General features: G+C 51.2%; 18 protein-coding genes and 5 tRNA genes. 5 read left to right on the top strand and 18 right to left on the bottom strand.

The annotated features are described in order from the left end of the window. Positions 1 to 99: 99 nt before the first annotated feature. From QUD59_RS10315 to QUD59_RS10290, 6 genes are all read right to left on the bottom strand, one after another. Positions 100 to 2,079 (bottom strand): flagellar hook-basal body complex protein, encoded by a 1,980-nt coding sequence (locus QUD59_RS10315; RefSeq protein ID WP_286236878.1) that lies wholly within the window; start codon positions 2,077 to 2,079, stop codon positions 100 to 102. 10 nt (positions 2,080 to 2,089) lie between these two features. Then, positions 2,090 to 2,788, bottom strand: a complete 699-nt coding sequence (locus QUD59_RS10310; RefSeq protein ID WP_286236877.1) for a flagellar hook assembly protein FlgD — start codon at positions 2,786 to 2,788, stop codon at positions 2,090 to 2,092. A 22-nt stretch (positions 2,789 to 2,810) separates the two neighbouring features. Continuing rightward, positions 2,811 to 3,248 (bottom strand): flagellar basal body rod protein FlgC, encoded by a 438-nt coding sequence (gene flgC, locus QUD59_RS10305; protein ID WP_286236875.1) that lies wholly within the window; start codon positions 3,246 to 3,248, stop codon positions 2,811 to 2,813. A 2-nt stretch (positions 3,249 to 3,250) separates the two neighbouring features. Beyond that, positions 3,251 to 3,646 (bottom strand): flagellar basal body rod protein FlgB, encoded by a 396-nt coding sequence (gene flgB / locus QUD59_RS10300; RefSeq protein WP_286236874.1) that lies wholly within the window; start codon positions 3,644 to 3,646, stop codon positions 3,251 to 3,253. Between the two features lie 237 nt (positions 3,647 to 3,883). Beyond that, on the bottom strand, positions 3,884 to 4,732 hold the full coding sequence (locus QUD59_RS10295; protein WP_286236873.1) for a CheR family methyltransferase: 849 nt from the start codon (positions 4,730 to 4,732) through the stop codon (positions 3,884 to 3,886). Positions 4,733 to 4,752: 20 nt separating this feature from the next. Then, positions 4,753 to 5,691, bottom strand: coding sequence for a chemotaxis protein CheV (locus QUD59_RS10290; protein WP_286236872.1), 939 nt, complete (start codon positions 5,689 to 5,691; stop codon positions 4,753 to 4,755). A gap of 124 nt (positions 5,692 to 5,815) precedes the next feature. Here QUD59_RS10290 and flgA point away from each other — a divergent pair, with 124 nt between their 5' ends. The 4 genes from flgA (at position 5,816) to QUD59_RS10270 (ending at position 7,539) form a co-directional block, all read left to right on the top strand. Continuing rightward, entirely contained in the window at positions 5,816 to 6,463 is a 648-nt protein-coding gene (flgA, locus tag QUD59_RS10285) for a flagellar basal body P-ring formation chaperone FlgA (RefSeq protein ID WP_286236871.1), read from the top strand. Between the two features lie 133 nt (positions 6,464 to 6,596). Beyond that, positions 6,597 to 6,905, top strand: a complete 309-nt coding sequence (gene flgM, locus QUD59_RS10280) for a flagellar biosynthesis anti-sigma factor FlgM (RefSeq protein ID WP_286236870.1) — start codon at positions 6,597 to 6,599, stop codon at positions 6,903 to 6,905. Between the two features lie 8 nt (positions 6,906 to 6,913). Further along, positions 6,914 to 7,393, top strand: coding sequence for a flagellar protein FlgN (gene flgN, locus QUD59_RS10275; protein ID WP_286236869.1), 480 nt, complete (start codon positions 6,914 to 6,916; stop codon positions 7,391 to 7,393). Positions 7,394 to 7,462: 69 nt separating this feature from the next. Next, positions 7,463 to 7,539, top strand: a tRNA-Arg gene (locus QUD59_RS10270). A 55-nt stretch (positions 7,540 to 7,594) separates the two neighbouring features. On the opposite strand, the gene QUD59_RS10265 is transcribed toward QUD59_RS10270, so the two are convergent. Continuing rightward, positions 7,595 to 9,196 (bottom strand): response regulator, encoded by a 1,602-nt coding sequence (locus QUD59_RS10265; RefSeq protein WP_286236868.1) that lies wholly within the window; start codon positions 9,194 to 9,196, stop codon positions 7,595 to 7,597. 289 nt (positions 9,197 to 9,485) lie between these two features. Between QUD59_RS10265 and QUD59_RS10260 the strand changes: the two genes are divergently transcribed. After that, positions 9,486 to 10,409, top strand: a complete 924-nt coding sequence (locus tag QUD59_RS10260; protein WP_286236867.1) for a histone deacetylase family protein — start codon at positions 9,486 to 9,488, stop codon at positions 10,407 to 10,409. 66 nt (positions 10,410 to 10,475) lie between these two features. Here QUD59_RS10260 and QUD59_RS10255 read toward each other — a convergent pair whose 3' ends face one another. From QUD59_RS10255 to alaS, 11 genes are all read right to left on the bottom strand, one after another. Continuing rightward, on the bottom strand, positions 10,476 to 11,777 hold the full coding sequence (locus tag QUD59_RS10255; protein WP_286236866.1) for a sodium ion-translocating decarboxylase subunit beta: 1,302 nt from the start codon (positions 11,775 to 11,777) through the stop codon (positions 10,476 to 10,478). Positions 11,778 to 11,789: 12 nt separating this feature from the next. Further along, the gene (gene oadA / locus QUD59_RS10250) at positions 11,790 to 13,577 is read right to left on the bottom strand and encodes a sodium-extruding oxaloacetate decarboxylase subunit alpha (RefSeq protein WP_286236865.1); all 1,788 of its coding nucleotides are present in this window, start codon (positions 13,575 to 13,577) and stop codon (positions 11,790 to 11,792) included. A 54-nt stretch (positions 13,578 to 13,631) separates the two neighbouring features. Then, positions 13,632 to 13,874: an OadG family protein gene (locus QUD59_RS10245; RefSeq protein ID WP_286236864.1), complete on the bottom strand. Its 243-nt coding sequence runs from the start codon at positions 13,872 to 13,874 to the stop codon at positions 13,632 to 13,634. 230 nt (positions 13,875 to 14,104) lie between these two features. After that, entirely contained in the window at positions 14,105 to 15,568 is a 1,464-nt protein-coding gene (gene thiI / locus QUD59_RS10240; protein WP_286236862.1) for a tRNA uracil 4-sulfurtransferase ThiI, read from the bottom strand. Positions 15,569 to 15,643: 75 nt separating this feature from the next. Continuing rightward, positions 15,644 to 15,720 (bottom strand) — tRNA-Arg (locus tag QUD59_RS10235). Positions 15,721 to 15,743: 23 nt separating this feature from the next. Next, a tRNA-Arg gene (locus tag QUD59_RS10230) sits at positions 15,744 to 15,820 on the bottom strand. A gap of 24 nt (positions 15,821 to 15,844) precedes the next feature. Continuing rightward, positions 15,845 to 15,921, bottom strand: a tRNA-Arg gene (locus tag QUD59_RS10225). Positions 15,922 to 15,929: 8 nt separating this feature from the next. Beyond that, positions 15,930 to 16,019 (bottom strand) — tRNA-Ser (locus QUD59_RS10220). Between the two features lie 60 nt (positions 16,020 to 16,079). Continuing rightward, positions 16,080 to 16,268 carry a carbon storage regulator CsrA gene (gene csrA, locus QUD59_RS10215; RefSeq protein WP_286236860.1) on the bottom strand — a complete coding sequence of 63 codons (189 nt, stop codon included), beginning with the start codon at positions 16,266 to 16,268 and terminating at the stop codon, positions 16,080 to 16,082. A gap of 143 nt (positions 16,269 to 16,411) precedes the next feature. Beyond that, a complete protein-coding gene (locus tag QUD59_RS10210) occupies positions 16,412 to 17,647 on the bottom strand; it encodes an aspartate kinase (protein WP_286236858.1) in 1,236 nt (411 codons plus the stop codon). An 18-nt stretch (positions 17,648 to 17,665) separates the two neighbouring features. Further along, on the bottom strand, positions 17,666 to 20,263 hold the full coding sequence (alaS, locus tag QUD59_RS10205) for an alanine--tRNA ligase (RefSeq protein ID WP_286241020.1): 2,598 nt from the start codon (positions 20,261 to 20,263) through the stop codon (positions 17,666 to 17,668). Positions 20,264 to 20,430 lie beyond the last annotated feature (167 nt).

Here is a 20,430-nt window from a genome sequence, read left to right as displayed (position 1 = left end):
TCATTTAATAACGTTGTCTGATAACAGATAAAGCAAACCTTGTGCCAATAAAAAAGGGCCGCGGTTAGCGGCCCTTTCAAAAGCTGACTGAAAATCTGTTTAGATCTGCAGTATCGCCTGTGTCACTGTGTTCTGGGTCTCGATGGTTTTCGAGTTTGCCTGGAAGTTACGCTGCGCTTCAATCAACGCTACCAGCTCGGCTGACAGATCCACGTTGGACTGCTCCAGCGCTGCAGATCGCAGGGTACCGTTCAGACCGGTTCCCGGCGGGTTCACAATCGCATCACCTGAGGTCAGCGTTGAAATCCACTCCGTATCACCCGCAGGCTGCAGACCCGACTGGTTTTCGAAGGTGGCAATCGCAACCACACCCAGATCCTGGTTCTGGCCGTTAGAGAAGCTGGCAACCATTTCACCGGTTTCACTAAAGCTCACACCGATCAGGTCACCCTTGGTATAACCGTCCTGAGCAGAGGATTTAACAATCGATTCAGATGCAAACTGCGTGGTGTTGGTCACATCCAGCTCAATCACCGTCGTGGAATCCGCAGGGTCGGCACCGGTAATCGTAATGGTCGGCACTACCGCACTGGCAGAAAAGGTTTCCCCATTAATACCGTTCAGCAAACCATTGGATGGGTTAAAGTTGATCAGAATCGGGCCCGGCTCAGTACCTGTACCTATTTCGCCCGGATCCAGCGCTTTACCAATATCAAGCTGCTCAGTGCCATTGAGGTAGGCATACATCCGGTAAACCCCCATAAAGGAGTTATCACCCTGCTTAATTGTTGGCTGAGTACCATCCCAGATAGGATTGGTTGCACCGCCACCGACGTTGGCATCGACAAGGATACCCGGATTTACATCACCAGCTTCTGCTTTGTAGGTAACCACTACCTCGTTAGAAGCATTATCATAGATAACCGATTCTACATCCGGGTTGGCATCCAGAATATTAGCTTCAACTGCTGTAATCGCCTGACCCACGGCATCCTGTGTCATGCCCGCCGCCAGACTGATGGTGATACCACCCACTTCGATCACGGTATTTTCCTGAAGCGAATCCACCCCACCAAAGGCAGTAGCAGCATCAAATGCAAAGGTATGGGTCTCATTCGCCGCTATTTCATCCACTTCGAGCGCAGTCAGGCCTGATGATATAGCGACCAGATCGGGCTCCGGGTACTCCGCTTTGAAGCGGATCGTGAAACCTACAGGGTCCGTATTGTCATCAATCGTAATACTCTGAATACGTGGGTCACCATTAATCGCATCGGTCAGTTCAGAGAAAAAAGATGAACCAGAAGAAGAATCGATTACATCACCGACGTTGTAACCTGTTAATTCGGCCATATGCGTACCCGGTGTTGCTGCCGGTCCGGTAATGGTTACACCCGAAATAGATTCACCTGTAGTAATGCCTGTGACCTGCTGCTGAGCCTGAAAAGGACGCGCTTCGGCAAAGTTAAACTTGATGGTGTGTTCATTACCCAGACTGTCGAAAGTTCGCACTGTCGTACTGTAGGTAAAGGAGCCTGGCTCATCTTTATCGTAGTCAGCCAGCAAGGTTGCGGCGTCTTCGCGGGAATCGATGTTAAACGACAGATCAATCTCTTCGGTCGCCTTTGGCGGGCTTTCCTTCTGGGTTACTGCCAGATTACCGATCGGCAATCGGTTCCCTTCGGTATCCAGACCGTAACCCTGCAGGAATTTACCGGATTTGGAGACGATAAAGCCGTCTTTGTTCAGCTCAAACGCACCCGCACGAGAATACGTCACACCGCCCTGACCATCATCCAACTGGAAGAAGCCGGAACCATTGATCGCCAGATCAAGGTTGTTATTGGTGAACTCAATGGTACCTGCCTGGAAATCCTGAGCGATATCCGTAACAGTCACACCGGAGCCGGCCACGTTTGAGGAACCTGCACCCACAACTGCGGTTGCGTAAATATCACCAAACTCGGTGCGTGAGGTTTTAAAACCTACGGTACTTGAGTTTGCGATGTTGTTACCGATCACATCCAGGTCTGTACTGGCTGCTTTTAGACCGGTTACTGCTGTATTGAAACCTGCCATTTTTTTGTCCTCACGCGCCGATCTGTTTCACTTCGCTAACATCGAATGTGCCAGCCGTCGTATTCACCTGCATACCAATACCGTTCTCACCCAGGGTCACACTGTTGACCCGATAAGACATGTTGGTATTGACTGCGCTGTATTCACCGTCATCCAGTCGCTCAACCACAAAGGTGTAGTCCCCTGCTGGCTGAAGTGGATTGCCGTCTTCGTCAAAATCCATCTGCCAGGCAAACTCATGCTCACCCGGAGTTACTGAGCCCAGTTGCATGGTATCCACCAGCGTACCGCTGGCGTTATAAACCTTGATCCGCATATCACTGGCGCTGGAACTCAGGTTAAAAGAGCCCTTGGCATAAGGATTAAGGGCAGTGCCCACTTCCGCCGTATCACCCGCAATATACACGGAGCGCCCGACCATAGAGGAAGCCTGCAATGCCGCCTGACTGGCCAGCATTGACTGGGACATCTCATTCACCGATGTATTGAGCTGGTTGATACTCTCAACCTGAGACATGGTCGCAATCTGCTGCATAAAGTCAGTGGTATCCGCCGGACTGGTCGGATCCTGATTCTGCAACTGCGCGATCATTAAGCGCATAAACATATCGCTGTCTTCCTGAGACTGGCTTTTCGCCGTACTCGAAGCCTGGTTGGCCCGATTTATCTGGTCGAAGACATTTTGGTTTACGCCATTTACATTACTCATGGCTTAGAACCCCATCACTCAGTTATTGCTGGCCCAGACGGATCGTCTGTTGCAGCATCTGCTTAGCAGTATTCAAAATTTCAGTATTAATCTGGAAAGAGCGCGAAGCGGAGATCATATCCGCCATCTCTTCCACGACATTCACATTCGGGTAATAAACGAACCCCTGATCATCCGCCATGGGATGCGCAGGGTTATATTCTTTTCGCAGCTCAGCTTCACTCTCAACGATGCCAAGCACCTGCACGCCCTGCCCCGCAGCAATGCCCGATTCGTTATCAGGCTCTGCCAGCGGATCTACCTGCTGAACCGCAAAAACAGGTTTTCTGGCACGGTAAGTCTCATCCACACTGGAGCTGACACTTTCAGCATTGGCCAGGTTACTTGCGGTGGTATTCAGACGGATTGTCTGCGCATTCATCGCAGAGCCGGCAATACCGAAAACATTACTTAATGACATGTTTATTCACCCTTGATAGCTGATTTCAGCCCCGTAAATTTACGGTTCAGAAACTGGAAAGAGGTTTGGTAATCCAACGAGTTTTCGGTGTAGCGCGCCATCTCCTGCTGCAGCTCTACGGTGTTGCCATCTACGGAGGCCTGATTTGGAATGCGGAACATCATATCCGCAGCCAGATCCGGTTCGAGCAGTTCAGTTTTGTGGCCCGGCGAAGTGGCCGTCTGCTTTACCTGCAGCTTAGACGCATTTTCCAGTGCATGGGCAAACTCAAGATCCCGCGCTTTGAAGTTTGGCGTATCTGCATTGGCAATATTATTCGCCAGCACCTCGGCACGGCGTGCCCGATGGAGCAAAGCGTCATCATGAATACCTAAAGCTGCGTCAAAACTGATGGCCATTGGCTTGCCTCTATTTTCAGATGGTCAGATAAAAGCAATCCCCGTACCAGAAACAAAAATCACTTATTTAACAATGAGTTAAGATTTTTAGCTCCTCTGCACTTGTAATACATCACTCAAAACCGGCAATGGAAGACCGCCGTATTGCCGCAGCGGCAAAGCGGCAACCGCCGGCAAAAAGGCAGGCATAAAAAAACCGCCATAAACGGCGGTTTTAGAAAACGTCATAACAGAAGGTCAGATAGCCTGATAAATTATGCCCGGACGGCAGTGAATCATCTGATATTTATCAGACAGGCCAGACAGAAACTCAGAGGCACCCAGAATCAAATAGCCGCCCGGCTTCAGAACCCCGTGCATCTTGCTGAGAATCTCAGTTTTCTTCTCGCTGGAAAAATAGATCAGCACGTTACGGCAAAAAATCACATCAAATTTGCCCATAGCACTGTACTGCCCCAGCAGGTTGATGCTCTGAAACCTTACCCGTGATTTGATATCCGGTTTTACACCCCAACTGCCGTTAGGGAGCTGTTTGAAGTGCTGAGTCAACCGCTCCTGAGATAAACCACGGCCAATAGCCAACATCTCATATTCACCCCGGCGGGCCTGTTCCAGCACCTGAGTCGATATATCGGTCGCCATCACTTCTTCGGCACTGAGCTTACCCGGAGACTTCTTGCGAAACTCATCCAGCGTCATGCTGATGGAGTAGGGTTCCTGCCCGGTAGAACAGGCCGCCGACCAGATACGCACCTTAGAACCGCCGGGCTTTGCGGTCAGCTCAGGCAGAATGCGGTCGCGCAGAATGTCAAAAGGGTGTACATCACGAAACCAGAGCGTTTCGTTGGTGGTCATCGCATCGATAACCTGCTCACGGAGGCGTTTTGCCGCAGGGCTTTGCAGCTTGGAGATCAGATCTTTAAGACCTGAACAATTCTGCTCCTGAACAATTTTACCCAGACGGCTCTGAACCAGATACTGTTTGTGTTTCGCCAGAAGAATTCCGCTGTTATCTTCAAGGAAACGACTGAACAGCTCAAAGTCCGCGTCGGTGATCGTAAAGCTCGACCTGCCAGCAATGCTCATCGATATGATTTACCGCTCAGTTATCGTTTTTCGACTTGCTGGATACGCTGTACCACAGCCGTCGCCAGATCATCCGGGTTAAACTTCGCAAGGAACCCATCGGCCCCCACTTTCTTAACCATAGATACGTTGAACCCACCGGACAGCGAGGTATGCAGCACTACATGCATCGAACTCATCCGTTCGTCGTCACGAATCATAGAGGTAAGGGTGTAGCCATCCATTTCCGGCATCTCAATATCCGAAATGACCATCAGAAAATGATCCGTCACATCGGTGCCGCGATCAGCCATTTCCCGCAACAGATCCCAGGCCATCCGACCATTATTGCAGGAGGTAACTTTAACACCCAGGTTTTCGAGACTGCGCTGCATCTGATTACGTGCAACAGAAGAATCATCAACAATCAGAATGTGATGTTCGCGCGCTTTTTCACGCACCTGCTCATTCGCAACATCCTGGCTGACTTCAGTTGGCATTGGATACAGATCTGCAAGAATCTGTTCAACGTCGAGGATTTCGATCAGCTTACCTTCGTGCTCAAAGATAGCTGTCAGATAGTTCTCTACACCGATCTCTGTCGGTGGCGCCATAATCTGATCCCACTGGGTATTCAGGATGCGATCCACTTTGCGAACCAGAAAGGCCAGTGTGCGGCGGTTATATTCAGCAACAATCAGGAAGCACTCCTGACGCTGATCGGAAGGTACCGTATCCCTGCCAATCGCCTCAGACAGATCCAGAACAGGAATTGTTTCGCCACGGATATGCGCCATCCCTTTAATCGCTGAAGTCTGACGCGGAACTTCCGTCAGATCAGGGCACTGCAAAACCTCGCGAACCTTGAAAACGTTAATACCGTACTGCTGCTCCGTTTCCAGACCAAACAACAACAGCTCCAGTCTGTTCTGCCCCACCATCTGGGTACGCAGGTTTACACTATCTAGGATACCTGACATGATCTAACAATCCCGTAGAGGTTTAATCTATTCTGGTTATACGCTGATACTTAAACATAATGTTAGTTTCAACAACGTGAATAAGCATAATCTAACACGACTTTTCCTGCTAACCACTTTTCTTTTGGCCCCCATCCGCCTTTTTGCAGCCGATCAGACTGACATTCTGGAACAGGAGGCTGTCCTTTTCCTGCAGGAACACTATAAAAAAGCACAACCTGACGCACGGACCGAGATCAAACTTAACCCGATTAGTCGCAAAATCAAACTAAAAAACTGCCAGGCACCTCTTGAATTTCAAACACCTAGGGGCAACAGCAGCCGAATCACCTTTCGTGCACGCTGCCCGGCACCGGGATGGCAGCTATTTATTGCCGCCGAAGTTAAACATTTCGGTCCGGCCGTTGTCAGCAATATCAGCCTGCCTCGAAATGCACAGCTCCGCCTCAGCAATCTCACACTTGAAGAGGTCGACCTGACCACACTGCGCTCCGCTTACTTTACCCGGCCAGCAGATATTAAAGGCTGGACCACGAAACGCAGCATTCCTGCGGGCAGCGTTATCACAGCGAGCATGCTTAAAGCACCACTGGCTATCAGCCAGGGCAATGCGGTCATCATTGAAGCTAAACGCAACAGCGTGACCATCCGCGCCTCAGGCACCGCACTGGAAGATGGCGAAGTCGGCGAACAGATCCGCATTCAAAATGACCGCTCAGGCAATATTATTAAAGCCCGGGTCATAGGCCCCGGCCTGGTCCGCGCGCCCTGAACGGCTGATTGGTTAGCGCTTTCTTCTGCTGCTATACTGCTGGTTACGTTTAAGACATTTTTTTAATTTTTTTCTAAAGTTGCCACTGCAGCCGCCGATAAGCTGGTTCAGATACAAGTTTGAGGACGGATAAATGATCAATGACATCACGGGCCTGTCATCGTCGCAGACGACAAGCACTCGTGCACGCTCAGGTGATACCCCTGCTGCCAAGACTGGCGGTAACGGCACACCTACGCAGTCTCCGTCCAGTAAAGGTGACACAGTCAAACTCAGCAGTGCTGCAGTAGCACTTCAGAATGTTGAGAAAAAACTGGCCGATACACCTGATGTGGACAACGAGCGTGTCGCGCAACTAAAACAGGAAATTGAGAGTGGCAACTATCAGATTAACGCCGAGCGCGTAGCTGAAAAGATGCTTAACTTTGACAATCTGCTCTGATTTTAGACATGACCGAACAGCAATACTCAGAACTGGATACCCTGCTTAAGCAGGGTATCTTACTTTTGGACTCCCTCAGCGAGATCTACGATCAGGAGCTTGAAGCCCTGAGCAGCAAAGATCTGGATCGTCTCAGCGATACCACACAGGAAAAAATGGGGCTGCTTAACAGCTTCCATACCTTTACCCAACAACGGGTAGAATTACTCAGCAGCTTCGGCGTTCAGGTAGAGGTTGGCGACTACAGCCTGCCAGATACCTCCTCACCAGCCGCCCGCCTGACCGGGGAACTGCACACCGAGATCAAGCAGAAACTGAAACAGCTCCAGCAGAAAAACAAACGCAACGAACAGGCGATCTATCGCAACCAGCAGAACGTAAACCAACTGCTGGCTATCGTTCGCGGCCACAAGAAACAGGATCAGCTGTATAACAAATCCGGTAATTCCGGGCTGTACAAAGCCCAGAGCCGACTGGGTAAAGCCTGAACCGCAGCCTGCATTGCCTATCGTTACCTTTCAGGCTAGAATCCGGCAGCATTCGTCATCTGCCAGCATGTCCCAGTAGCTCAGGTGGATAGAGCGGTCCCCTCCTAAGGGACAGGCCAGGGGTTCGAATCCTCTCTGGGACACCACTCTCCGGATCGGATGATCTCTTTCAGCTACTCATTCAGAAGCGCAGTACACCGCTTAACGCAGAAGATTCCCTAATGAGCCCTGAGGCAACAGAGCCGGGTCGTGACCCAGATAGCGCTTTAACTGACTCTGCTTATCTTTCTCGACATCCTCCAGTGGTAAGCGACTGGCGAGCGCCAGATAACGCTCAACCATTTTCAGGCGTTCCTGGCGTTTTTCGCGACTATCGCGGGCAGATTCCAGAAATAGCTGTGCAAGATTAAGCAGGGCCCCGGCATTGCTGGCATCATATTCGGTGGCCAGCCCGAAGTACTTCAATGCCTGCGGCATCTTGCCCGACAGGTAATGCTTAACGCCTAACCGGTTTACTTTAAGGCTCATCTCAGGATCATGGGTTCGCGCTGTGACAGGCTCAGACCGAACCGATTCTTCCTCGAGAATAGGCACAGCATCGCCGGTGACACTCAACAGTTCACGATCAAGATCCAGGGGTTGTTCCAATTCGTCATTCAGGCGCTGGGCATCACGGGTACACTTACTCGCCTGCTCAATATCACCCTGCTGCTGATATAACTCGCTCTTCAGCAGCGCCGAACGTACCTGAAGTGCTTTATCATTGGGGAATGCCTGATTCGCCTGAGCCAATACTTTTTCAAATTCGCCCTGCAGCTCATTTGTCACCAGACCGGCAGAGTGTTTCATCTCCAGACGCTTGACGTTAGCAAGGCGCAGGTAAGGCTCTGCCGAACGGTGACAACTGCGGCGCCCCAGTACAATCGATTTTTTATAGGCCCCGCCGGCAAGATCCAGTTTTTGCGTCTGGGTAGCCAGCCTGCCTAACTCCATCTGCCGCGGAATACCCATCGGACTTTTCTGCGTAGCTTCCGCCATCACCTCCCGGGCTTTCTCCAGATCCCCACTACTCTCATGGGCACGCACGAGCAGGTCATAAGAGGCAATAAACAACGGGTACTCTTCAATCAGCTCCTGCAATAATGCCTTGGCTTTTTTGGGCTTTTTCAACGCCAGCAAGGCCTCAGCCCAGAGCAGGCCCGCCTCTTTGTTGTGAGATTTCCAATACTGTTTTTCAGCAACGCTGGCCGCTTCGGCGGGGCGCCTGAACTGGATCAGAAGACGTGCCAGAATTAACTGGGCCTCATCGTATTCCAGATCGTAAGGCGCAAAATTGTGTTTACAGAAATTGATCGCGGAGGGCAGATCACCAATCTCAATCGCCTCATCTACAGGCTGAAAAACAGATTTCCGATAGAGAATGTTATCCAGGCGGTGTTTGAGCTCATCCACCGAGAAAGGCTTCATGATCAGATCATCAGGGTGACTGTCTATTGCATGCAGGACGACCTCCTGTGAGGCATCACTGCTCATGAAAACCCAGCAGGCACTTGGCTTGATGTATCCCCGGTAACGGCACTCTTCAAGCAACTGAATACCGGTCACACTGTCACTGACATTATGCCCCAGCAAAATGACATCATAATCGACTTCAGCAATCTCGCTGAGAACACGATCATTAATGGTGATCGCCTTGAGGTTGACGACCCCCAGGCTGCGCAGCATATAGAAGATTGTCGAGCGCATGTTGCCACTGCTTTCTATCAGCAACACCTGCTTATCGGAATAATCTATTTTTGCCACTCAGCTATCCATAACTGTCACTGTAATTTACTGAGTATAAAAGCGTAGCCGCAATGACAAAAGCATTTTGCGCAAACAAAAAAAAGCACCGGGTGTAGGGTGAAACACGCGGTGCCAAGACAGTTCTATGCTGTACTGCCTATCCTAGCGATGACTGGGCCAAACACTAATGACTTGGATCAAGAAATATCCCACTCCATAGCGTCCCATGGAATATTGAGACAATATGATAACTTCCTGTTTCTATGGTTTAAGGTACACTGAGGAAAAACCTAATAATAATGAGACTATGACTACTGCCTTCATCACCCATGAGGATTGCGGCCTGCACAATATGGGGCCGGAACATCCAGAAAGCCCAGTCCGTCTATTGGCCATAAAAAAAGTTCTGGAAAAAACAGGACTGATTCAGGAACTGGAACGGATTGAATCCACCCATATTCTGCCGGAACAGATTCAGCTTGCGCACGCTCATCTGCATCAGAAGCGTCTCGAGATGAAACTGCCTGAGCACGGTGTAGTCTACACCGACGAAGATACTGCGCTCTGTCCTGATTCCCTGCACGCTGCCAGTCTGGCTGCCGGGTCTGCCGTGATGGCGGTAAACCGGGTGCTCAGCGGTAAAAATAACAACGCCTTTTGTGCCGTCCGCCCACCCGGGCACCATGCGGAACACAATATTCCGATGGGTTTCTGCTTTTATAACAACGTTGCTATTGCAGCCATGCATGCGCTGCAGCAGCCGGGCATTGAACGGGTCGCCATTTTCGATTTCGATGTTCATCACGGCAATGGCACTGTGGATATTTTTAAGGACCGGCCCGAAGTGCTGGTCTGCTCCACCTTTCAGCACCCGTTCTACCCTGAGCGCTACAGTGATATCCAGCGCGACCATATTATCAATTGCCCCATGGATGCGCACAGTGATGGTATGGTGTTCCGCTCACTGGTCGAGGGTCGCTGGTTACCGGCAATTCAGGCGCACAAGCCTGATTTGATTCTGATCTCCGCCGGATTCGATGCACATCACGAAGACCCCATGGCCGATATCAAGCTGAATGAAGAGGACTACCGCTGGGTAACCCAGCTTCTGATGGATTCCGCCCGCACCTATAGTCAGAACCGACTGATCTCCGTGCTTGAAGGGGGTTACAATCCGGTCTCTCTTGCCTTCAGTGTGCAGGCGCATCTGGAGGTACTCGCCGGCCACTGAAGCCGGGCACCAGACAAAAAAAGGCTGCCATGAAGGCAGCCTTTTTTAGTTTATGCGTTTGTCAGATCAACTTACAAACTTGATCATCACACCCGCGGCAATTGCAGATCCGATTACACCGGCTACGTTTGGCCCCATTGCATGCATCAGCAGGAAGTTCTGAGAGTTATACTCCAGACCAATCTTATTTGATACACGGGCAGCCATTGGTACAGCGGATACACCGGCAGAACCAATCAGCGGGTTGATGGAGTTACCACCGGCCAGCTTGTTCATAATTTTGGCCATGATGACCCCACACGCCGTGCCGATACAGAAAGCAACGATACCCAGCGCCATAATACCCAGCGTCTGAAGATCCAGGAACTTGTCCGCAGACAACTTAGAACCAACAGACAGACCCAGAAAGATGGTCACAATGTTGATCAGAGCATTCTGTGCTGTATCGCTCAGACGATCCACTACGCCACATTCACGCATCAGGTTACCGAAGCAGAACATACCCAGCAGCGGTGCCGCATCCGGCAGCAACAGTGCAACCAGAATCAACAATACGATCGGGAACAGAATCTTTTCCAGCTTGGTCACATGACGTAGCTGGCTCATCTTGATCTTACGTTCCGCCTCTGTGGTCAGGGCGCGCATAATCGGCGGCTGGATCAGAGGAACCAGCGCCATGTAAGAGTATGCTGCTACGGCGATTGCACCCAGCAGGTGCGGTGCCAGCAGACTCGTTACATAGATAGCCGTCGGGCCATCTGCACCACCGATGATACCGATCGCGGCTGCTTCCTGAATATTAAAGTCCATCAGACCTAAAGTAGTCAGACCAACAGCGCCCAGTACGGTAGCAAAGATACCAAACTGCGCAGCGGCACCCAGGAACAGTGTACGCGGGTTAGCCAGCAGCGGACCGAAGTCGGTCATGGCACCTACACCCATAAAGATGAGAAGCGGCGCAGCCGTTGAGCCAATCGCTACACTGTAAAAGTTGTACAGCATACCGTTCGCGTAACCACCATCCAGAGCCACATTGATGGCCGCCTGATGTTCTGCTGCCGATGAGCTGTGATAGGCGTGCAGAATATCATGCGGATCAGTGCTGGTGATGTTCAGCGCTGCAGCCAGCCCGTTCATCACCTCCGGAACAGCGAAATGCACGGCGTTTTCTACCGCCGTGTAAGCCAGACCTGCTTCAGGGATATTAGCCAGGATGCCACCAAAACCGATTGGTACCAGCAGCAGGGGTTCGAAATTCTTTTTGATGGCCAGAAACAGCAGTAACAGACCCACAAGAATCATTACGACCTGACCGCCCGTGATGTTATAAGCACCCGAGGCTGTTAACAGTTCGATTAACTTTTCCATCGAGCTACTACCTTATGCCAGAGTCAGCAGAGTGTCGCCAACCTGAACGGCGTCACCTTCCTTAACATCGACGGTAGAAACTGTACCAGCGCGAGCAGCACGTACTTCAGTTTCCATTTTCATCGCTTCAAGGATAACCAGCACATCACCTTCCTGAACCGCCTGACCTGCAGCAACCTGCACTTTCCAGATGTTACCGGCCAGAGGCGCTGCTACGTCTTCTGCATCTCCAGCAGGTGCCGCAGCAGGCGCTGCCGCTGCCGGCGCCGCAGCAGGTGCAACTGCAGAAATATCACCACCTTCGGTTACTTGTACAACGTAGTTCTGACCATTGACATTGATTGTGTAAACTTCTGGTCCGGATTTCTTAGGTGCAGCCATTGCTAGTGCGTCCTCTAATGTAGGTGCTGGTTCAAATGCATCAGGGTTGTTACGGTTTTCCAAGAATTTCAGGCCGATCTGCGGGAACAGAGCGTAAGTAAGAACATCATCAATTTCGTTCTCACCGGTAGTCAGCTCAATACCTTTCTCGGCAGCCAGACCTTTCAGTTCGTCAACCAGCTTGTCCATTTCTGGCTCAAGCAGATCTGCCGGACGACAGGTGATTGCTTCACCGCCGTCGAGAACACGTGCCTGCAGTTCAGCATTGTAAGCCGCAGGAGCTGCGCCATACTCGCCTTTCAGAATGCCCTGAACTTCTTTAGAGATCGTTTTGTAACGCTCGCCCATCAGTACGTTGATAACCGCCTGGGTTCCAACGATCTGAGAGGTTGGGGTTACCAGCGGAATCCAGCCCAGATCTTCACGTACACGCGGGATCTCAGCCAGTACATCATCAAACTTATCCGCTGCGCCCTGCTCCTTGAGCTGGCTTTCCATGTTGGTCAGCATACCGCCCGGAACCTGAGCAACCAGGATACGGGAGTCTGTACCACGCAGGGAACCTTCGAACTTAGCGTATTTTTTCCGTACTTCACGGAAGTAAGCCGCAATTTCTTCCAACTGCAGCAGATCCAGACCTGTATCGCGGTCGGTACCGGCCAGCGCAGCAACCACGGACTCAGTGGCTGTGTGGCCATAGGTCATGGACATAGAGGAGATTGCAGTATCAACACGGTCAACACCGGCTTCAACCGCTTTCAGAATGGTCATATCAGACAGACCGGAGGTTGCATGTGCATGCAACTGAACTTCCAGATCAGTCTGTGCTTTCAGACGGGAAACCAGATCAAAGGCGTCGTAAGGCGTCAGGATGCCGGACATATCTTTGATCGCAATAGAGTCTGCGCCCAGATCTTCAAGAGTCTTAGCGTATTCCACCCAGTTATCGATGGTGTGGACCGGGCTCTTCGTGAAAGAAATGGTGCCCTGAGCATGCTTACCAGTCGCTTTAACTGCTTTGATTGCAGTATCCAGGTTACGCGGATCGTTCATCGCATCGAAGATACGGAATACATCCACGCCGTTGGTAGCCGCACGCTCAACAAAACGGTTAACAACATCATCTGCGTAGTGACGGTAACCCAGCAGGTTCTGTCCTCGCAGCAGCATCTGCTGTTTAGTATTTGGCATCGCCTGTTTCAGCAGACGGATACGCTCCCAGGGATCTTCCCCAATAAAGCGAATACATGAGTCAAAGGTTGCGCCGCCCCAGCTTTCTAGGGACCAAAAGCCTACTTTATCCAGCTTTTCCGCGATCGGCAGCATGTCTTCAACTCGCATACGAGTAGCAAACAGCGACTGGTGAGCGTCACGCAATACTACATCAGTAATGCCAAGTGGTTTCTTTGCGTCGGTCATGGGTAATGGCCTTCTGTCGATTAATGCAGATTATTCGTTATTGTTCCGTTCAGGTTATGAACGGTATTTGTGAACCGCAGCCGTCATTACAGCCACTAATTCATCATTATTATTGGTTGCAGCCGCCGCTGCAGGTGCAGCTTTTCGTGCTTTAGGCTGCGGAGGCGCTTCCGGGAAATACTTACCAACCACTTTTGACATTCCCACGGTGGAGAAGATCAGCAGCGTCAGAAAGACGAAAACAAAACCCATACCAAAGACCATCAAGCCGAGGCCTTCTGATAACAGATTATCCATCTAATGGGTGCTCCTGTACTTATCGAAACCCATTCGTCAGGCGAGCGGCTTTTGGCCTATAGCACCGGATGCGCTATTTCACCTAACGGATGTACTGGTTGCAAATGGACCACAATTAAACCTGAAAAGTCTAGGTCAGGCAATAAAATGAGGTGAAATTTCGGCTAAAGGAAGGATATGGATCAGAAATTGCTTACAACTTCCGATCCATAGGTGGAAACAGATAAGTATTAGTCGCTATTACCCGGGCGATAGACTTTTACATTTGACAGGCCGCGCTCCTGCAACTGGTGGGCATGCATCTGGCTCATCACACCCTTTTCACAGTAGAGCAGATACTCTTTTTCTTCTGAAAACTGTTCCGCTTCTGCACCCAGCGCAAAGAACGGAATCAGACGGATCTCACAGCCCGGAATATTCAGCGGTTTTTTCTCCTGCTCATGGGGCGCACGAATATCCACTACCACCTGATTGGGCTGCACTTTAGTCAGCGCTTCAACCTCAGCATGAATATTCACGTCTTCAACGATCTCATCGATACTGATCACCTGACGCCGCTCAAGCGCACGCTCCAGCACCTCGTAATCGAAATCTGACTCTTCCTCTTCGACCCGCTCCTTTTTCGCACAGGTGGTCGGGCGGTCAGAGATCACACCGCAGTACTCCGGCATATTTTTAGCAAAATCATAAGCACCGATCTGACGGGTAATATCGATGATGTCCTGCTTGTCCATTGTCACCAGCGGGCGCACAACCAGTTTACTGGTCGCAGCGTCAATGATCGCCAGATTAGGCAATGTCTGGCTGGATACCTGAGCAATACTTTCACCGGTCACCAGCGCCTCAATCTTCATTTTATCTGCGACTTTTTCGCCGGCACGCATCATCATCCGCTTCAGAACCACACCCATATGAGAGTGATGAACCGACTGCAGAATCTCACCCACCACCTCATCAAAAGGAATAGTAATAAACTTAACCCGGGCCGATGAACCGAACTTCTGCCAGAGGTAGAGGGCAACCTGCTTCACACCAATCTCATGGGCGTGACCACCGAGGTTAAAGAACAGGAAATGCGTTTTACAGCCCCGGCGCATCGACATGTAGCTGGCGACGATAGAATCAAAACCGCCGGAGATCAGAGACAGGGTAGCGTCCTGCGTACCCAGCGGGAAACCACCCAATCCTTTGTAAATCGCCGTCACCACGTACAACGTGTCGTTACGGATCTCCAGATCAACATAAACCTCCGGGTTATGCACATCCACCCCGGCCGCTTCAGCATGCTGGTTCAGACCGCCGCCGACATAACGCTCAACATCAATGGATCGAAACTCATGCTTACCGGAACGCTTAACCCGAACCTTGAAGGTCTTACCCTTAATCTCAGGCCCATAGACCGCCAGTGCTTTCTCGAAGATATCGTGAAAGTCACCCAGCGGGTAATCAGTCACTTCGATGAAGCTGTGAATACCCGGCGTACGGCTGAGCAGATCGATCACATCTTCACGCTTAGACTCATCTGCTTTACCACACTCCACATCCAGCTTATCCCACTGTCCGCGAACTTTGATCTCTTCGTCGATGCGACGCAGCATATTCTGCAAATTACTTTGCAGACGCTGAATCAGGCGCTTACGCACAGGACGGCTTTTAATGGTAATTTCAGGAAACAAACGAATTGAGAACTTCATGGTCTTAAGCTCAAAGATGGCAACTAAAGGATTCGGGTAATTATAAAGCGGGGAGAGGATCTTATACAGTTCAGATGGCGCGCCCGAGAGGATTCGAACCTCTGACCGCCTGGTTCGTAGCCAGGTACTCTATCCAGCTGAGCTACGGGCGCATAATCTGATTTTCTGCAAGGAGTGGCGCGCCCGAGAGGATTCGAACCTCTGACCGCCTGGTTCGTAGCCAGGTACTCTATCCAGCTGAGCTACGGGCGCATTCCAAGAAAAACGTTGTGATAGTGGCGCGCCCGAGAGGATTCGAACCTCTGACCGCCTGGTTCGTAGCCAGGTACTCTATCCAGCTGAGCTACGGGCGCACATCAAATGGCGGTGAGCGAGGGATTCGAACCCTCGATAGGGGTAAACCTATACGCCCTTAGCAGGGGCGCGCCTTCAGCCACTCGGCCAGCTCACCTAACAACGGCGCGTAATATACATAACTGATTGAGAAAAGGAAAGAAAAGATTTAAAAAAATTATTCCTGATTCCCTTCTTCAGCTTTTTCACGCTGAATCCGCTGATAGATCTCTTCCCTGTGAACAGATACATCTTTAGGCGCATTTACACCAATACGTACCTGATTGCCTTTAACACCGAGAACAGTGACAGTAACGTCATCACCAACCATTAGAGTTTCACCAACACGGCGAGTTAGAATCAACATATCTTAGGATCTCCTTAGTACTTCCCAGGCTAGCCCACCGAATACAGCAGACTGCACGTTGGCATTCATCCAAATCCCTGCCAACACACTGCCTATATGAAACAGCTAACCTAACTATAGACCAGCTTCATAAATAATCTCGATTATTCACTGACCGAGTCATTAGCGTCCATATCAAACGCTGAATGCAGTGCACGCACCGCCAGCTCAAGATATTTTTCCGCAATGACAACAGACACTTTGATCTCCGATGTAGAGATCATCTGAATGTTAATATTTTCTTCTGCCAGTGCATCAAACATCTTACTGGCGACACCCGCATGAGAGCGCATGCCCACACCCACAATGGAGACTTTGGCGATTTTGTTGTCGCCTGCAACACCACGGGCGCCGAGCTCTTGCGCAACCTGCTGCAACACTTTCTCAGTCGCATCATAGTCGTTACGATGCACGGTAAAAGTGAAATCAGTGGTATTATCAGCCGCGACATTCTGAACGATCACATCGACTTCAATATTAGCGCGACTGACCGGCCCCAGAATACGTGAGGCAACACCCGGTACATCCGGCACACCCACCACAGTCAGTTTGGCCTCATCCCGGTTAAACGCAATACCAGAAATTACTGGTTTTTCCATCGTCGAATCATCCTCTATGGTGATCAGCGTACCCGGCCCTTCCGTAAAACTCGAAAGCACCCGAAGCGGTACCTTGTATTTCCCTGCAAATTCAACTGCACGGATCTGCAGCACCTTAGAACCGAGACTGGCCATTTCCAGCATCTCCTCAAAGGTAATCTGCTCCAGACGCTTAGCGCCCTCAACCACACGCGGATCGGTGGTATACACCCCATCTACATCAGTATAGATCTGGCACTCATCCGCCTTTAGCGCTGCGGCCAGAGCGACACCGGTGGTATCAGAACCGCCACGACCAAGGGTGGTGATATTGCCTTCAGGGTCAACCCCCTGAAAACCCGCCACTACAATGACGCGCCCGGCTTTGAGATCCGCCTGCATAGACGATACCTCAATATCCTGAATGCGCGCCTTGGTATGTGCGCTGTCGGTCAGAATTTTGACCTGAGAACCGGTATAGGAACGCGCAGGCACTCCGCGCTTCTGAAGCGCCATACAGAGCAATGCGATGGTCACCTGCTCCCCGGTGGAAACCAGCACATCCATCTCACGCGGGCTGGGCGTATCCTGGATATCTTTAGCCAAACCGATCAGGCGATTAGTTTCACCACTCATCGCTGATACCACAACGACAATATCATGCCCTTGCTGCCTGAAGCCCCGGACTTTGTCTGCCACCGCCTCGATCCGCTCTACACTGCCAACCGAGGTACCGCCATATTTCTGTACAAAGAGCGCCATGTCCCTTCCTTATGCTCGTTAAAGCGCGCTATCAACCAGGCCTGCCACCGCATCCAGCGCAGCGGGCAGTGCAGCCATATCCGTGCCGCCGCCCTGAGCAAAGTCAGGACGACCGCCACCTTTACCACCCAGACGTGCCGTCAGATCTTTAATCAGATCACCGGCCCGTACCTGACCGGTCAGCTCTTTAGTCACACCGGCAGCCAGAGCAATTTTGTCATCGGCAACCGTTGCCAGCACAACCACGCCGCTACCCAGCTTATTCTTCATCTGATCGACTGTATCGCGCAACGCTTTAGGCTCCACTCCATCGAGCTTAGCCGCCAGCACTTTAATGCCTTTCACTTCAACCGCTGAGCTGATCAGGTCAGATCCGGCAGCCGCCGCCAGCTTCGCTTTCAGTTGCTCAAGCTCTTTCTCTAACTGACGGTTGCGGTCCGACAGACCTTTCACTTTTTCAACAACCGTGTCACGGGAACCTTTTACCAGAGCACTGACCTGACCCAGCGCCGAATCGGTTTCATTCAGCCAGGCCAGAGCACCGGCACCGGTGACGGCCTCGATACGACGTACACCCGCGGCCACACCACCCTCAGATACAATTTTCAGCAGCCCAATATCACCGGTACGTGCGGCGTGGGTACCACCACAGAGCTCGACCGAGAAGTCGCCACCCATGGAGAGTACACGCACCTGTTCTTCGTATTTTTCACCGAACAGAGCCGCCGCGCCTTTCGCTTTCGCAGCTTCCAGCTCCATGATTTCAGTCTCTACTGCGGAGTTGGCACGAATCTGATCATTCACAATGGTTTCAACTTCTGCGATCTGCTCAGCCGTCATCGCTTCAAAGTGAGAGAAGTCAAAACGCAGACGCTGGTCATCATTCAGTGAGCCTTTCTGCTGAACATGTTCGCCGAGCACGATCCGCAGCGCTTCATGCAGCAGGTGTGTTGCGGAGTGGTTCAGCGCAATCGCCTGACGACGTTCTGCATCAACCTGTGCAGACACCGTATCGCCCAGTTTCACTACACCCTCTGACACACTGCCGTGATGCAGATTATTCTTGCCCTCTTTGGTGCAGTTATTCACTGCAAAGAGACCTGAAGAGGCCTGCAAAGTTCCGGTATCACCGACCTGACCGCCGGACTCGGCGTAGAACGGCGTTTCGTCCAGTACGATCAGACCGGTTTCACCTGCATTCAACTGCTCAACCGATTCGCCGGCTTTAAACAGGGCGACGATTTTCGCACTGTCGCCCGCCAGCGTTTCATAACCGGTGAACTGCGTTTCGCCGTCCACACGGATCGCATCGTTATAATCTACAGAGAATTTACCTGCAGCGCGGGCACGCTCGCGCTGAGCATCCATCTCGCGTTCAAAACCTGCTTCATCAACGCTCAGCTCATGCTCACGCGCCACGTCTGCTGTCAGGTCAAACGGGAAACCATACGTATCATACAGTTTGAAGACGGTTTCTCCCGGAATAACACTGCCTTCAAGGCCATCAATCGCTTCCTGCAGCAGGCGCATACCATGGTCCAGCGTTTTCGCGAACTGCTCTTCCTCTTTCAGCAGAACCCGCTCTACCTGGGCCTGTTTCTCTGTCAGTTCCGGATAGGCCTCGCCCATCTCTTTTACCAGCGCAGCTACCAGCGTGTTAAAGAACGCACCGGTTGCCCCCAGCTTATTACCATGACGAACCGCACGACGGATAATGCGACGCAATACATAACCTGCACCTTCATTGGATGGCAGCACACCATCAACAATCAGGAATGCACAGGAGCGGATATGGTCAGCAATCACGCGCAGTGATTTATTATCCAGATCATCAGTGCCTACTGCGTCAGCAGTCGCTTTCAGCAGATTCTGGAACATATCAATTTCGTAGTTGGAGTGTACGTTCTGCATCACTGCAGCAATACGCTCCAGACCCATGCCAGTATCCACAGAAGGTTTTGGCAGAGGCGTCATCTCACCATCGGCACTGCGGTTGTACTGCATGAATACAACATTCCAGATCTCGATGTAACGATCGCCGTCCTCTTCCGGGCTGCCCGGAGGGCCACCCCAGACTTCAGGACCGTGATCAAAGAAAATCTCGGTACATGGACCACATGGCCCTGTGTCCCCCATAGACCAGAAGTTGTCCTCGTCCAGTTTAGAGAAACGCTCAGGATCAACACCGATCTCTTCTTTCCAGATCTTCTCTGCTTCCGCATCAGAATGATGCACAGTGACCCAGAGCCGCTCTTTTGGCAGGCCCATCACTTCTGTGAGGAATGTCCAGGCAAAACGGATCGCATCCTGCTTAAAGTAATCGCCAAAGCTGAAGTTGCCCAGCATTTCAAAGAAGGTATGGTGACGAGCGGTATAACCCACGTTTTCCAGGTCGTTATGTTTACCACCAGCACGGACACAACGCTGCGACGTTGTAGCACGGGTATAGTTACGCTTATCGCTGCCCAGGAATACATCCTTGAACTGCACCATACCGGCGTTTGTGAACATCAGGGTCGGGTCATTGGCGGGTATCAGCGAGCTGCTCGCGACAACCTCGTGTCCCTGCTGTTTGAAGTAATCTAGAAAAGCCTGGCGAATTTCGGCACTTGTCATGTATTTCATTAGATGAACCGTATGCGTATCCGTTCTGGTAAAACCGCAGGGTTTACAGGCCCTACGGCATAATAGCCACCACAAATTTGGGCGCAATAGTATATCCCGTGTTCGAAAATTGTTCGAATATTTTTAGGATAAGGTAGCAGAACGGTGCTATTTCGGTA

The organism is Neptuniibacter halophilus, from assembly GCF_030295765.1.
Classification (GTDB): Bacteria; Pseudomonadota; Gammaproteobacteria; order Pseudomonadales; family Balneatricaceae; genus Neptuniibacter; species Neptuniibacter halophilus.
The sequence above is the reverse complement of the archived record's forward strand: the minus strand, read 5'-3'. Positions and strand labels throughout refer to the sequence as shown.